This window comes from Streptosporangium oxazolinicum (assembly GCF_039537505.1).
GTDB lineage: Bacteria > Actinomycetota > Actinomycetes > Streptosporangiales > Streptosporangiaceae > Streptosporangium > Streptosporangium oxazolinicum.
Window position 1 is genome coordinate 102,309 of the sequence record NZ_BAABAQ010000019.1, and the last position, 14,003, is coordinate 116,311.

The 14,003-nt window shown below is 70.4% G+C and carries 14 protein-coding genes and 1 riboswitch; of the genes, 4 read left to right on the forward strand and 10 right to left on the reverse strand.

Annotation, left to right across the window (positions count from 1 at the left end; translation table 11 throughout):
* Positions 1 to 96: 96 nt before the first annotated feature.
* Positions 97 to 705, reverse strand: a complete 609-nt coding sequence (locus ABD817_RS36465; protein WP_344922989.1) for a TetR/AcrR family transcriptional regulator — start codon at positions 703 to 705, stop codon at positions 97 to 99.
* A 94-nt stretch (positions 706 to 799) separates the two neighbouring features.
* On the opposite strand from ABD817_RS36465, the gene ABD817_RS36470 reads away from it, so the two are divergent.
* The 4 genes from ABD817_RS36470 (at position 800) to ABD817_RS36485 (ending at position 5,374) form a co-directional block, all read left to right on the forward strand.
* The gene (locus ABD817_RS36470) at positions 800 to 1,540 is read left to right on the forward strand and encodes an SDR family NAD(P)-dependent oxidoreductase (protein ID WP_344922990.1); all 741 of its coding nucleotides are present in this window, start codon (positions 800 to 802) and stop codon (positions 1,538 to 1,540) included.
* A gap of 37 nt (positions 1,541 to 1,577) precedes the next feature.
* Positions 1,578 to 2,231 carry an NADPH-dependent F420 reductase gene (locus ABD817_RS36475; protein WP_344922991.1) on the forward strand — a complete coding sequence of 218 codons (654 nt, stop codon included), beginning with the start codon at positions 1,578 to 1,580 and terminating at the stop codon, positions 2,229 to 2,231.
* 273 nt (positions 2,232 to 2,504) lie between these two features.
* A complete protein-coding gene (locus ABD817_RS36480; protein ID WP_344922992.1) occupies positions 2,505 to 3,257 on the forward strand; it encodes a MerR family transcriptional regulator in 753 nt (250 codons plus the stop codon).
* Between the two features lie 965 nt (positions 3,258 to 4,222).
* Positions 4,223 to 5,374, forward strand: a complete 1,152-nt coding sequence (locus ABD817_RS36485; protein WP_344922993.1) for an aminotransferase class V-fold PLP-dependent enzyme — start codon at positions 4,223 to 4,225, stop codon at positions 5,372 to 5,374.
* A 101-nt stretch (positions 5,375 to 5,475) separates the two neighbouring features.
* Here ABD817_RS36485 and ABD817_RS36490 read toward each other — a convergent pair whose 3' ends face one another.
* From ABD817_RS36490 to ABD817_RS36530, 9 genes are all read right to left on the reverse strand, one after another.
* Positions 5,476 to 6,186 carry a VOC family protein gene (locus tag ABD817_RS36490; protein WP_344922994.1) on the reverse strand — a complete coding sequence of 237 codons (711 nt, stop codon included), beginning with the start codon at positions 6,184 to 6,186 and terminating at the stop codon, positions 5,476 to 5,478.
* 122 nt (positions 6,187 to 6,308) lie between these two features.
* Positions 6,309 to 6,770, reverse strand: a complete 462-nt coding sequence (locus ABD817_RS36495; RefSeq protein ID WP_344923053.1) for an MATE family efflux transporter — start codon at positions 6,768 to 6,770, stop codon at positions 6,309 to 6,311.
* A complete protein-coding gene (locus tag ABD817_RS36500) occupies positions 6,689 to 7,576 on the reverse strand; it encodes an MATE family efflux transporter (protein WP_344922995.1) in 888 nt (295 codons plus the stop codon). Before ABD817_RS36500 ends, ABD817_RS36495 begins: the two co-directional genes overlap by 82 nt.
* Positions 7,577 to 7,581: 5 nt before the next feature.
* Positions 7,582 to 8,604 (reverse strand): LLM class flavin-dependent oxidoreductase, encoded by a 1,023-nt coding sequence (locus tag ABD817_RS36505; protein WP_344922997.1) that lies wholly within the window; start codon positions 8,602 to 8,604, stop codon positions 7,582 to 7,584.
* A gap of 28 nt (positions 8,605 to 8,632) precedes the next feature.
* A complete protein-coding gene (locus ABD817_RS36510; protein WP_344922998.1) occupies positions 8,633 to 9,832 on the reverse strand; it encodes a YcaO-like family protein in 1,200 nt (399 codons plus the stop codon).
* Positions 9,833 to 10,088: 256 nt separating this feature from the next.
* Positions 10,089 to 10,652, reverse strand: coding sequence for a (2Fe-2S)-binding protein (locus tag ABD817_RS36515; RefSeq protein ID WP_344922999.1), 564 nt, complete (start codon positions 10,650 to 10,652; stop codon positions 10,089 to 10,091).
* A gap of 186 nt (positions 10,653 to 10,838) precedes the next feature.
* Entirely contained in the window at positions 10,839 to 11,621 is a 783-nt protein-coding gene (locus ABD817_RS36520; protein ID WP_344923000.1) for an ABC transporter ATP-binding protein, read from the reverse strand.
* Positions 11,618 to 12,631 (reverse strand): FecCD family ABC transporter permease, encoded by a 1,014-nt coding sequence (locus ABD817_RS36525; RefSeq protein WP_344923054.1) that lies wholly within the window; start codon positions 12,629 to 12,631, stop codon positions 11,618 to 11,620. Before ABD817_RS36525 ends, ABD817_RS36520 begins: the two co-directional genes overlap by 4 nt.
* A 44-nt stretch (positions 12,632 to 12,675) precedes the next feature.
* A complete protein-coding gene (locus ABD817_RS36530; protein ID WP_344923001.1) occupies positions 12,676 to 13,671 on the reverse strand; it encodes an ABC transporter substrate-binding protein in 996 nt (331 codons plus the stop codon).
* 131 nt (positions 13,672 to 13,802) lie between these two features.
* Positions 13,803 to 14,001, reverse strand: a riboswitch (cobalamin riboswitch).
* Between the last annotated feature and the right edge of the window lie 2 nt (positions 14,002 to 14,003).

A 14,003-nucleotide genomic window follows, 5' to 3' on the forward strand; every position in this document is an offset into this window, starting at 1 on the left:
CCGTACGGCGCCGACAACGCGACCACGCCGCTCGGCCGTCCACGTCGAGAGCGGCCGGGCGTACGGTTGTCCGCGAAGACGGACACCGGGCGGTTCTCAGCAGGGCGGCCAGTTGCGCAGGGCGGTGTCGGCCATGTCCTGGAGTTCGTCGCGGCCGACGCCGCTGGCGGCCTGCACGGCGATGCCGTAGGCCAAGGCGGTGACGTAGCGGGCGAGCAGGGCCGGGCTGGTCTCCGGCGGCAGGTCGCCGTCGTCGACGGCTCGCTGGAACCGTTCTCGGATGCGGGAGTAGCCGCTGTCGCGCCAGGTGACGAGGAGGTCGCGGGCTCCACGGCTGGAGTCGCCGGTGACCAGGGCGCCCTGGACGCCCAGGCACCCGTTGGGGCCGGTCGGACGGGTGGTGGTCCGGACGGTGCCGGCGAAGATCGCGGTGACGACGCCGAGGGCGGTCGGCTCGTCCAGGGCTCGGTCGAAGTAGGCGCTCGGGCCCTCGGTGTAGCGCTCCAGGGCCTTGCGGAAGAGCTCTTCCTTGTTGCCGAAGGTCGCGTACATGCTGGTGGTGGAGATGCCCATCGCGTCGGTCAGGGTGGCAAGGCTGGCTCCCTCGTAGCCCTGCTCCCAGAACACCAGCAGGGCGCGCTCGAGTGCCTCGTCGGCGTCGAATCCCCGCGGTCGGCCGGTTGGGCGGCGCTGGCTGGTCTTCACCTCCGCAGTCTAACCCTTCTGTAGCGATCGATGCGGAACATGCTACCCTCTATTTCTGCATCGATTGATGCGGAATAAGGGGAGGGCACTCCACGTGGGACTGCTTGAGGGCAAGACCGCTCTCGTCACCGGGGGTGGCACCGGGATCGGCCTGGCCAGTGCCGTCCGGCTGGCGGCCGAGGGCGCACACGTGTTCATCACCGGCCGGCGCGAGGCCGAACTCGACGCGGCCGTCGGCGTGATCGGTCCGGCGGCCACCGCGGTGGCCGGCGACATCTCGAACCTGGCCGACCTGGACCGGCTCTACGAGACGATCCGTGGCCGGGGGCGGGGCCTGGACGTACTGTTCGCGAACGCCTCGATCTCCTCGTTGGTGACGCTTGACCAGGTCACCGAGGAGCACTTCGACGCCCTCTTCGGCATCAACGTCCGGGGCACGCTGTTCACCGTTCAAAAAGCGCTGCCACTGCTCAACGACGGCGCCTCGATCATCTTGAACGGCTCCACCAACGTGGACGTCGGCGATGAGGCGCTCGGTGTGTACGCGGCGACCAAGGCCGCCATCCGATCGTTCTCCCGGACCTGGGCCAACGAACTCAAGGGACGCGGCATCCGGGTCAACACCATCACGCCCGGCCCGACCGACACCCCCGCCGTGTCGGCGCTGACCGCCGACCCGGCCGCCTTCACCCGGCGGCTGGCCACGCGTGTACCGCTGGGCAGGCTCGGACGCCCGGAGGAGATCGCCGCCGCCGTGACCTTCCTCGCCTCCGGGCAGAGCAGCTTCATCACCGGAACGAGCCTCTACGTCGACGGCGGCCTGAACCAGATCTGACCCGCGGCACCCCAACCCGGATTGAGGTAGCGAACCCATGACAGTGATCGGCATCATCGGCGCGGGTGAGGTCGGCGGCCAGATCGCGCGCGCGGCGATCGCGCACGGCTACCACGTCGTCATCGCCAACTCACGAGGACCCGAGACCCTGAAAGACCTCGTCGACGAACTCGGCCCGTCCGCGCGTGCCGCGACCGCAGCGGGCGCCGCGGCCGCCGGCGATTTCGCCGTCGTGGCCGTCCCCCTTAAAATGGTCAACGACATGCCCGCCGAGGAACTGGCAGGCAAGATCGTGCTCGACACGAACAACTACATGATCTGGCGCGACGGCCACTTCCCGATCATCGACTCGGGCGAGAAGACGGTCTACGAGCTACGCCAGGAACACCTCCGGCGATCCAAGGTCGTCCAGGCCTTCACCCACATCCAGGCCCCCCGCGTCACCACCGCGGGTACGGCGCCGGGCACCCTCGGCCGTCTGGCGCTGCCGGTCTCGAGTGACTTCCCCGAGGCCGTGGAGCTCGTGACGCGACTGTATGACCGGTTCGGGTTCGACGCGGTCGACAACAGCCCGCTGCGCGAAGCGTGGCGCAGCGCTCCCGGTCAACCTGCCTGGGACGCACTCCAGTACCAGACCCGCGACGAACTGATCACCAACCTCGCCAGAGCGCGACGGATTATCTTGAGGTGATGTCCAGCGGCCGGTGGTCGTGCGTCCACGACAACAAGAGGTTCGGCGTGAGTGCGCCCCCACGGGGCACGGTGTTCGGCTCATGAGCGCAACGACCGATTCGACCCCGGGAGGAACCTTCCCGATGGATGTACCAGGATCCGACGATCCCCGAGACGCGAGTCCCTTGACACAGGAGCGCTCCTGGCCGTTCGGCGCGCGTCTCCGCATGAGCTGGTGGAAGCCGCTCGTGGGCGTCATCGTGCCATCGCTCGTGGAGGAGGCGAGCACCCCGTGACCTGGAGCACGCGCGAACTCGCGCAGCTCGCCGGTACGACGGTGAACACCGTCCGGCACTATCACCGGCTCGGCCTGCTCGACGAGCCGGAACGCCGCTACAACGGCTACAAACAGTACGGCGTGCAAGACCTCGTACGCCTTCTGCGCATCCGGCGCCTCGCCGAGCTGGGGGTTCCGCTCTCCCGGATCGGCGAGGTCGGCGCGGACGGGGACATCGCCCCCGAGGCCCTGCGCCAGGTCGACGCCGCGCTCGCGGCCGACATCGCGCGTCTGCAGCGAGCCCGGTCCGACATCGCGACCATCCTGCGCGACAGCGCACCGGCCGACGCACCCGCGGGGTTCGAGTCCGTCGCCGCCCGCCTGTCCGGCTCCGACAGCTCGATGATCCACATCTACGGGCAGCTGTACGACGAGGACGCGATGGCGGACCTGCTGCGCATGGTGGAGGCCGACACCGACCCCCTCGGCGAGGACGTCGACGCCCTGCCGCCCGACGCGGACGAGGCGACCAGGCAACGCCTCGCCGAGAAACTCGCGCCGACCATCGCCCGGTACCTCATCGACTACCCCTGGCTGAGCGACCCGGCGGCGCATCTGTCGAAGAGCGAGCACGTCACGCGCCAGACCTTCATCGACGCGGTGATCGGGCTCTACAACACCGCCCAGATCGACGTGCTGCGCCGCGCCAGCATCCTCGCCCACGAGCAACTACGCATCACGGGCGAGGAGGACGACGACGACATTTGACTCTGTTCAGGCGAGTTCAGGTGAGAACTCTAATGGTGGCCATGAGGCCAGTGATGGTGGTGGCCGGGCCAGGAATGGTGATGGTGACCAGGCCAGGAGTGATGGTGGTGACCGCCAGGCCAGTGCTGGTGGCCGCCGGGCCAGGAATGGTGGTGATGACCAGGCCAGGAATGGTGGTGGGGACCGCCGGGCCAGGGGCGATGGTAGGTGCCGGGGGGAGGATCGTTCAGAGGCAGGGATACCGGAGCGGCTTCCCGGGTTACCGCGCTTGCCTCGGCGAACGGAGCCGACATCGTCATGGCGACAATGAAGCCGGAAGCCACCAATGCGCCAGCGGCGAAAACGTGCTTGAACATGAAAGACCACTCCGTGTTTGATGTTTGGGCCCGATATGCATTCTGGGCTTACAGGGCACCAATTCAGTTTCCAGAAATATGTCGGATCGACGCTACGTAAGACGCTAGTTCAGGGGCATCTGTACGTTCACCCCAAGTAAGACAAAGCCTTGGTCCAGGATCATCGCCGAGAAGAAAGCCACCTGACGGACCGCGTAACCCCGGCGGATTCCGCCGGCCCGCGCGTCGCGTCGCAGGCAGGTGAGGTCGGCGCGGTGAGCACACCCGATGAGGAGCCTCAGGTGTGCTCAACCTCCGGTCCTCGCCGCGCCGCGCCGGAAAAGCCGGGGTGACCACTCCGCGAGGCGTATTGGCCACACACTGGAATTTCATGGTTGGAGCGGGTCGGGGCCGCTGTTCGGTGAGCTTTGACCGACCGATACGGGGGGTTCGATGAGCGTGTCGAGGCGCGAGATGGTCGCGGGACTGGGCGCGGCGGCCATCTCCGCCGTTTCACCGTCGGTGGCTTCTCCAGCGCCGAGGCCGCGGTCGTCGGCAGCTGAGCCATTGACCGTTCCGGCCGGACGCACTCCTGACCAGCTCGCCCGAGATGAGGCATTCTGGACCACCGTGGCGCGGCAGTACCGGGTCAGCGCGGACTTCATCAATCTGGAGAACGGCTACTACGGGATCATGCCCGAGCCGGTGCGTCTGGCATATCACCGCAACGTGGACCAGCTGAACGAGCTGAACTCTCACCTGCTGCGCACCTCCTACGCCGATCGGGCCACCCAGGTCAGGAAACGCGTCGCGGCCCTTCTGGGCGCCTCCCATGAGGAGATCGCCCTGACCCGTGGTGGCACCGAGGCCCTGCAGAACCTGATCGGCGGCTACAACCGGCTGCGGCCGGGTGACGCGGTGATGTACACCGACCTCGACTACCACAGCGCGCGGTACGCGATGAACTGGCTGCGCACCCGGCGCGGGGTGGATGTCGAGCGGATCGCCATCCCCGAGCCGGCGACCCACCAGGCCGCCCTGGAGACCTACGCTCGGGCGTTCCGCGACCATCCGCGGGTCAAGCTGCTGTTGCTGAGTCACATGAACAACCGCACCGGACTCGTCCTGCCGGTGGCGGAGATCGTTGCGATGGCCCGCGCGAGAGGCGTCGACGTGATCGTCGACGCGGCCCACTCCTGGGGGCAACTCGACTTCACCATCGACGACCTCGCCGCGGATTTCGCCGTCTTCTCCCTGCACAAGTGGATGGGGGCGCCGCTGGGGTCGGGGTTTCTCTACATCCGCGAGAACCGTCTGGCCGACATCGACCCCGCTTTCGCCGACGAGACCTACCCCGGCCGTGACATCCGCTCGCGGGTCCACTCCGGCACCATGGACGTCGCCCCGATCCTCACGGTGGGCACCGCCCTGGACTTCCACGACGCCCTGGGCTCCGTGGTCAAGCAGGCGCGGCTGCGTTTCCTGCGCGACCGCTGGGTGCACCAGGTGATCGACCTCCCCAACGTGGAGATCCTCACCCCCGAAGAACCCGCGATGTACGGGGCCATGACCGCGTTCCGGATCACCGGCCGCACCTCGGAGGCCGACAACGTCGCGATCGCCAAGGAGCTGATGGACAGGCACCGGATCTTCACGGTGCGTCGCGGCGGGCCGGTGCGAGGCGACTGCGTCCGGGTGACACCGGCGCTGTTCACCTCCCGGGACCAGGTCGACCTGCTCGCCGTGGCGGTGCGTGAGCTGGCCTCGCGGACGCGCCGCTGAGAACACGCGGGCGGGCGTGGTAATCGGGCGCTTTCAGGTGCCGGGCGCGCACGGGCGGCCCGGCAGGGCCGGCGAGAGGGTCGGCTCGAAGGTGAGCGGAGTCAGCGTGGGGTGAGGACGCAGAACTCGTTGCCCTCCGGGTCGGCGAGGCACGTCCACGGGACGTCGCCCTGGCCGAGGTCGACGTCGGTGGCGCCCAGGGCCCGCAGCCGGGCCACCTCCGCCGCCTGATCGTCACCGGGGTACGGCCGGAGGTCGAAATGGACGCGGTTCTTCACGGTCTTGGCGCCGGGCGTGCGGAGGAACTCCAGGTACGGGCCGACGCCCTTGGCGGAGCGCAGCACCGCGTGATCGTCGCTCACCTTGTGCAGGGTCCAGTCCGTCGCCTCGCTCCAGAAGCGGGCCATGGCCCGCGGATCGACGCAGTCGGCCACCACCGAGGCCATCGGGCCGGTGTCCCGGTAGATCTCCCGGGGCTCCAGTACGCAGAACTCGTTGCCCTCCGGGTCGGCGAGGACCGTCCACGGGACGTCGCCCTGGCCCACGTCGGCGGGCGTCGCGCCGAGAGCCCGGAGGCGCGCGATCAGGTCCGCCTGATGGGCCGCGGAGGTGGTGGCGAGGTCGATGTGCACGCGGTTCTTCACCGTCTTGGGTTCCGGGACGACGATGATGTCCAGGCAGACGGCGACGGGGTCGGGGTAGGCGAAGTCCTCGGGTTCGAGGTTGGTCACGCCGGGTTCCTCGCTGGAGACGGCCCAGCCGAGCGCCTCGGCCCAGAACCGGCCGAGTGCGGAGTCATTCCGAGCATTCATCGCAATCTGAACAAGCCGCGTCGCCATGCCGCCGATCCTATGCCCCGCGTGAACGAGCGATCGCGAGCCTTCGGCTCAACCGGCGACACCGGGCAGGCCGGGAACTCCACCGATCGGCGGGCTCACCTCGCTGCTTCCGCGGATCCCCGCGCGGCCAGGGACATCGCGCGGATCCGTAGCAGCAGGGCCAGCATGATGGTGAAGGCGGTCCATGCCGCGTAGATCCCGGGCAGGCCGAATCCGAAGGTGAGCCCGAGGAGCCAGCTCAGTGGGATCAGCACCAGGTAGTCACCGGCGACGTTCGCGATCATCACCGACCGGGTGTCGCCGTGGGCGCGCAGGAAGCTGCCGTAAGCCATCGCCCACACCATCGGCGCCAGGCTGAGCAGCGCCAGGGGCACCACCTGCCAGGCCAGCGTGGCGACCTCGGCGGAGGCGGTGAACAACCCCAGCAGGGCCGTTCCGCCGAGGAGGACCAGTGCGGCCGGGGCCGCGTACACGATCAGCAGCAACCGGATTCCGATGCTTCGCCACCGTTCGGCGGCGGCCCGGTGCCCGGCGCCGGCCTCGTGCCCGGCGAGGATGGCGACGCCATCACGGTGAAGACGATGAGCAGCAGGTTGTCGGTGATGCGGTACGCGGCCAGCTCGGGGGTGCCCATCCGGGCCGCGAAGCCCGCGATCAGCGCCTCGTTGAGGTAGCCGACGCCCATCGCGCTCATCTCCGGCCAGCCGAGGGTCCACAGCGTGCGGGCCACGGGCCTGCCGTCGCCGGGGTCCCGAGGCAGCTTGGCGCGGGCGTACCCGAGCAGGACGGCGGTTCCGGCCGCCGTGGCGGCCAGGGTCGCGAAGGCGGCGCCTTCGATGCCGAGCCCGGCGTTGAAGATCAGCAGCAGGCCCAGCGGCAGGTTCACCGCGTTGACCACCAGGGCGTTGTACATGGCGGCGCGGGTCACCCCGACGCCCGAGCAGGCGCTTTGCAGGGTGAACGACGCGGCGGCGAACGGCACCGCGAAGGCCAGGATCCTCAGGTAGGCGCCGCCGGGACCGATCAGTTCGGCCGGTGCGCCCAGCAGGGCGAGCACCGGCTCGGCGACGGCGTACAGCGCGACGCCGATGGCGAGGCCGGTCAGGGCCGAGGTGGCCAGGCCCACCCGCACCGCCTGGATCACCGCGCCCGCGTCGCCCGCCCCGTGGGCCTGGGCGACCTTGATCTGTACGGCGGTCGCCCAGCCGCGCACGATGACCAGGGCGATCAGGTAGACGGGAGCGGCCAGCGCGAAGGCGCCCAGGGCCGTGGTGGAGTGGCGGGCCAGCATGATCGTGTCGACGATGTTGACGATGATCTGGGTGAGCCCGGCCACGAGCAGGGGCACGGTCAGCGCCCACATGCGTCTCACAGGACGGCCCGCGCGGCTTCCAGCAGGGCGGTGTCGCGGTCGAGCAGGATGACGGTGTCCACCCGGGAGGCGCGCCACACCGCCAGCCGTTCGGTCATCGCCTCGATGGGGCCGATCAGGGCCACCTCGTCCAGCAGCCGGTCGGGGACGGCTTTGACGGCGGCGGCCCGGTCGCCGTCGGTGAAGTGCTTGCGGATGTCGTGGGCGGGGCCCTCGTAGCCCATCTGGACGACCACGTCGGCATAGGTGTTGCGTACGCCCGGGGAGGAGGCGCCGATGAGGTGGGCGTACAGGGGCCGGAGCTTTTCGCGGCCCTCGGCGATCGTGGGGGCGTGGGCGACGTAGAGGATGGGGCAGATCCGCACGTCTTCCGGTTGCCGTCCGGCGCGCGCCAGACCTTCCTCCAGGGGGGCGAGGATGGCGCCTTCGTGTTCGGGGGCGTACATGCCCGACAGCCAGCCGTCGGCCAGTTCGCCGGTGAGCGCGAGGTTGCCGGGGCCGATGGCGGCCAGGTAGAGGGGGATACGGGGCCGCAGCGGGGTCATCTCCGAGCGGATCGCGCGGGCCCGGCCGGTCGAGCCGGGTCCGGTGTAGGGCAGTGTGTACAGCTCGCCCTCGTAGTGCACCCGGTCCTCGTGGGCGATGGCCCGGCGCACGATCTCGACGTACTCGCGGGTGCGGCGCAGCGGGCGCTCGTACGGCAGACCGTGCCAGCCCTCCACGATCCACGGCACCGACAATCCCAGCCCGAGCTGGAAACGGCCGTTGGACAGCACGTCGAGGGTCATCGCGGTCATCGCCGTGGCGGCGGGGGTGCGGGCCGGGATCTGCATGATCGCGGTGCCCAGTTCGATGCGGTCGGTCACCGCGGCCAGGTATCCGAGCACGCTGACGGCGTCGGGGCCGTACTCCTCGACGCTCCACACCGAGTCGACGCCGATGCTCTCGGCGCGTTTGATCACCGGGAGCACCTCGTGCATGGGTTCGCCGCCGTAGCCCATGGCCAGTCCGAGCCGCATGCGTTCTCCTTCGGGGTCAGGCGAGAGGTCAGGCGAACGGCAGGGGTTGCCGTACGAGGTCCGATGAGGCGGGCAGCCGGGTCCCGCCGAGGAACGGGAAGGCCGCCGGGGCGTCGCAGTACAGGCCGGGCACCAGTACCCGGGCCACGTGCAGCCCGGCGCCCTCGGCGCCCGGGGTGGTCAGGTCGGCGGCGTAGGCGCGAAAACCCCGCTCGGTGAGCGAGCGCAGCGGCCCGGTGGTCTCCGGCGGCAGCGGCAGGCCGCCGGGGAGACGCAGCCGGTCCAGCGCCTCGCCCTGGAGGCGTTCGTCGAGGTAGACCTGGACGTGCAGGCGGACGTCGTTGACGTCGCGCCAGCCGCGCGCCAGGGCGTCGAGGTAGCGCCGGTCGGCGCGCCGCCGCAGGTAGGGGCGCCGCCCGACGTCGCGGCGCAGCAGGACGCGGCCGGTCTCGTAGGTGCCGACGGCCTCGGTGAACGCCTTGGCCGCGGCCTCCTGCTCGTCCGCCCGGCAGGCGCTGCCGAAGCCCACGACGCGGCGCGCGTGGTCCTCGACGAACACCGCGGCCACGGTCGCGTCGAACGTCGAGGGCACCCGCAGCAGGGACACCGTCAACCCCGCCTCCTCGGCCTGTGCCAGCGCGGTGGCCAGCGGGCCGCCCGCGGGCCTGGGCAGTGGTGCGGCCTCGGTGGCGCCCGCCCACCACGTGGTCACGGCGTCGCGTTCGAGGACCTCGCGCAGCGCCGCCTGCCGGGCCCGCTCCGGGGTCGTGGCGGCGGCGGTCCCGGCGAGGACGGGGTAGTTGGTGGGCGGCTCGGCGCGGCGGGGGCCGGTGAAGTAGTTCACGTACACCAGCGAGGCGGGCACCAGGACCCGCTGCCCGGAGACCAGGTCCTCGGCGGGCGCCCAGGCGATCTCCAGATCGGGGGTCATCGCGACGAACGGAAAACCGCGCGCCCGGTACTGGCCCTCTGAGTAGAGGGCGAACGCGCGCGGGTCGGTGGCGGGTTCGGTCAGGTCGCGGTAGGCGGCGCGGCGCAGCCCGGCGGGCACCTGGTTGGCGCAGTGGCGCTCGATCGCCTCTCCGATCGCGGCCGCGCGCGCCGCCTCCTCGTCGCCGAGGGCCGCGCCGCCGGTCACCTCCGTTCCTTCGGCGGGAAAGGCGGAGTAGGAGACCAGGCTGGGCACGACGGGGTCGTCGGGCGCGTCGCGGCGGACCTGTGCGATCACGAACGCTCCTCTTGAGGAAGCCGGACAGGGGCCGGGGCCCGGTGAGGGGCCCCGGCTTGGGGCGATCTACTCGTCGTCGTCCTGGCGCCACTCGAACGGCGAGTCCACCGCCGGGGTGTGGGACTTCAGGCAGTCCTGCGGGCCCTCGGGCTCGGCGAATCCGTGGTGTGCCATGCGCTTCCTCCTTCTGCAGGTGATTTGCACGTGCCAACTACATGCAACACCATAGGCATACGGTCGCGGTGAATTCAATAATTCATTTTTCCGCCAATGAGCAGTCGTCGCATTTGGAACCGTCCGGCACCCGGTAATAAAGGCAGCACGTGGTGCGCCGGAAGGCCAGTTCAGGGGAGATGAGCGCTCCCTTTCCCGCCAGGTGGCCGCGGGTCAGCAGGTCGGCGACCAGGTCGGCGGCGGGCTCGGCCAGGTCCGGGCGGGTGGCCGCTATCGCGCGGCCGGCCTCGGCCAGGGCGGAGGCGGCGTTGCCGTACAGCAGGCCGGGGGCGACCTTCACCCGCAGGCCGGCCGCCAGCGGTTCCAGGTGACGACGAATCACCAGGTCATAGAGCTGATCCGGCGACTCGTAGTGCCATCCCGCGGGGGTGGGCAGGCGCAGGCGCGGGCCGTCGTCGGCGCGGTCCAGGCGGGTCAGGTCGGGCACCACCGCATGGGTGAGCACGGTGGCCAGGAGCGGCGACCAGAGCCGCGCGGCGTGGCCGAGCTGGGTGATCGAGGCGCCGATGCGCAGCTCACGGGTGCCGTACCTGGCGGCCGTCGCCTCCACCAGGTCGGCGAAACCGCGTTCGTAGTCGGATCTCACGTCGTGCCACCCGGCCGGATCACCGCCGATGTGCAAAGAAAAGAACGAGCCGAATCCGGCGACCGCTCCGAGGGCCGTCAGAACCGATCCGTTCGATGCCGATTCCATTACGCGGAAGCTCCATTCGTGAAAGGCGCACGGTGAATACGCCGGATGGCGGATCCGGCTTTTCATACAAAGAGAGATTCAGTTCGTGAGGCGGCTCCCTCCGGTTCGCAGACTCACCCGCGGCACCCCTGTCTCCGGGTGGATCGCCACCTCGGCGTCGACCCGGTAGACCTCGGCGAGCAGAGCGGGGGTGAGCACGTCGGCGGGGGTGCCCAGAGCGACGACGCGGCCGGCGTCCATGACGCAGAGGCGGTCGCAGAAGGCGGCGGCCATGTTGAGGTCGTGCAGGGCGACCACCGCGGTGACGCCGAGGCCGCGCACCAGGTTCAGCGCGTCGAGCTGGTGGCGCAGGTCCAGGTGGTTGGTCGGCTCGTCCAGCACCATCGTGGTCGGTCGCTGGGCCAGCGCCCGCGCGATCAGCACCCGCTGCTTCTCCCCGCCGGAGAGCCGGTCGAAGGGCGCGTGCGCCAGGTCGGCCACGTCGAGCCGCCCCAGCGCGTCGGCGATGATCGCCCTGTCGTCCGCGTTGTCGCCGTCGAAGGCCCGTTTGTGCGGGGTGCGGCCCATGGCGACGACGTCGTACACCGACAGCTCGAAATCGCCGCCGCTTTCCTGGAGGACCGCGGCCAGCCGGCGGGCCAGCCGCCCCGCCGGCATGCGCCACACGTCCTCGCCGTCGAGCAGCACCCGGCCGCCGGTCGGCCTGCGCGCCCGGTAGAGGGTACGCAGCAGCGTCGACTTGCCCGCGCCGTTGGGCCCGGCCAGGCCGAGCATCTCCCCCTCGGCGACCTCCAGCGAGACCTGGCGAACCAGGTCGCGGCCGCCGACGCGGACCGACACCTCCTCCACGGTCAGTGTCACGTGGAACGCCTCCGCATCAACCACAGGAAGAACGGCCCGCCGACCAGGGCGGTGATGATGCCCACCGGGATCTCCTCCGGCGCGATCAGGGTGCGGGCGGCCAGGTCGGCCACGATGAGGAAGGCCGCGCCCAGCAGCGCCGTCGCCGGGAGCGCCCGGCGGTGGTCGGCGCCGATCAGCAGCCGGACGACGTGTGGCATGATCAGCCCTACGAAGCCGATGGTCCCGCTGACCGCGACGATCGTGCCGATCATCATGGCGACCAGCACGAACAGTGCCGCCCGGAAGCGGTGCACGTCCAGCCCGAGCGAGGCGGCGGCCTCCTCCCCGGCCAGCAGCAGGTTCAGCGGCCGAGACACCCCGACCAGCGCGACGGTCCCGGCCAGGACGGCCACCGCCGGGATCCACACCATCGTCCAGGTGGTCCCGGCCAGGCCGCCCAGCATCCAGCGCACCGCCGCCTGCGTCTTGTGCGGGTCGTTGGAGGTCACCACCAGGAAGCCGGCCACGGCCGAGAGCACCTCGGCCGTCGCCACCCCGGCCAGCACCAGCCGCACCGTCGTCATGCGCCCGCCCGAGCGGGCCAGGAAGTAGACCGCCACCAACGCGGCCAGCGCGCCGAGGAAGGCCGCGATCGGCAGGCTGAACGCGCCGAACACGCTCAGGCCGAACACCACCACGGTGACCGCTCCGACGCTGGCGCCGGAGGAGACCCCCAGCAGCATCGGGTCGGCCAGCGGGTTGCGTACCAGCGCTTGCAGGGCCATGCCGCAGACCGACAGGCCCGCGCCGATCGCCCCCGCCAGGACGACCCTCGGCAGCCGTACGTCCAGCACGATGGTCTCCCGCACGGGTGTCCAGCTCGGTTCGGCCAGGGCGGGATGCAGGTGATGGAGCAGGATGCCCCACACCTGCCCGGCCGGCAGGGCCACCGACCCGGCCGCGACGGCCGCGGTGACCGCTCCGCCGACCAGGAGCACGAGCAGGCCGATCACGACCGGGTACGGCATCCCCGGGCGCCGCGCCAACGGCACGGCGCCCGCGACCGGTTCGCTCACTTGAACCGGTCGGCGTGCAGCTGCCGGGCCAGCGCCTCGACGGCCCCCGGCGCCCGCACGCCGAGCACCACCGACGACAATGGCAGCACCGCGAACCGCTTGTCCTTGATGGCCGGTACGTCCTTCAGCGCCGGGTTGGCCAGCAGGAACCTCTCCTTGTCGGCCACCGGCTGGTCGCCGTAGTCGTAGATGACGATCCAGTCGGGCGCGCGCTCGGCGACCTGCTCGAACGACACGTCGCCCCACACCTTGTCGACGTCGGCGAACACGTTCTGTGCCCCGGCCAGCTTGATGATCTCGTTGCCGACGCCCTTGCCTCCGGCGGTGAAGGCGGTCTTGTCGCCGCTGTCGTAGACGAACAGCTTGACCGGGGTGGCGTCGGCGAGCTTGGACTTCACCCCGTCGAGGGTCGCCCGCAATGTGGTGATCAGCGGTTCGGCCCGGTCGGAGACGCCGAAGATCTTCGCGACGTTGCGGATCTCGGTGTCCATCAGGTCCACCGACACCGCGCCTTCGGCGCACTCCTCGACGTTCAGGTACGTCTTGATGCCGGCTTTCCCCAGGGCGTCGCGGCTGCGGCCCTCCTTCTCGTCGAAGGTGCTGGCGAAGCCGCCGTAGACGAAGTCGGGTTCCTCGGCCAGGAGCGCCTCGTAGGCCGGGTACTCCTTCGAGACGACCTTGATGGCGTCGTAGGCCGCCTTGTACTCGGGCAGCACCTTGTCGTCGAGGTAGGCGGTGCCGATCATCGACTTCTCCAGGCCGAGCGCCAGCATCACCTCGGTGGCGTGCTGGTTCATGGATATCGCCCGCCGCGGCGGCCGCTCGTACGTGCTCGTCACGCCGCAGTTGTCGAGGGTGACCGGGAAGCCCGCGGGCGCGGAGGCCGCCGGAGCGGGGGCCGGGACGTTCTCAGCCGGGGCACCGCCACAGGCGGCCAGCACCGCGGATACCAGGAGGGCGAGCAGGAGGGAGGTGGGGCGTCTGCCCGTCATGGAGTGTTCCTCTCACGGAATCTGCACAACGGGGCGGATCTGAAAGAGGGAACACCACAGGGCTTCTCGGCGCGGCCACCGGCTCGACGGGCACGAGAGCCCACTCCTCTCCGGGGAAATCCGCCCCAGTTCATCGAGGAGGCGACCGCGTGAGTCTCCTGGCTCTCGGGTCGAGGCTCGTCCCGGCCTTCCCACCCGTCATCCGGGCAGTGGCTTCTTCGGGATTCGCTCGCCGATCACAGTGGCGGGACCGCGCCGGATTCACACCGGCTTCCTCAGTCCGCGCTCGCCTACGCCGACCATGCTCGCACACCACTCATCAACGACAAAGC

What these genes read in the sequence shown, in the direction of transcription:
- ABD817_RS36475 (WP_344922991.1), top strand. Translation starts at nt 1,578, where the DNA reads ATGACAGTGATCGGCATCATCGGCGCGGGTGAGGTCGGCGGCCAGATC.
- ABD817_RS36490 (WP_344922994.1), bottom strand. Translation starts at nt 6,186, where the DNA reads ATGAATGCTCGGAATGACTCCGCACTCGGCCGGTTCTGGGCCGAGGCG.
- ABD817_RS36500 (WP_344922995.1), bottom strand. Translation starts at nt 7,576, where the DNA reads ATGTGGGCGCTGACCGTGCCCCTGCTCGTGGCCGGGCTCACCCAGATC.
- ABD817_RS36505 (WP_344922997.1), bottom strand. Translation starts at nt 8,604, where the DNA reads ATGCGGCTCGGACTGGCCATGGGCTACGGCGGCGAACCCATGCACGAG.
- ABD817_RS36525 (WP_344923054.1), bottom strand. Translation starts at nt 12,631, where the DNA reads ATGCCGTACCCGGTCGTGATCGGCCTGCTCGTGCTCCTGGTCGGCGGA.
- ABD817_RS36530 (WP_344923001.1), bottom strand. Translation starts at nt 13,671, where the DNA reads ATGACGGGCAGACGCCCCACCTCCCTCCTGCTCGCCCTCCTGGTATCC.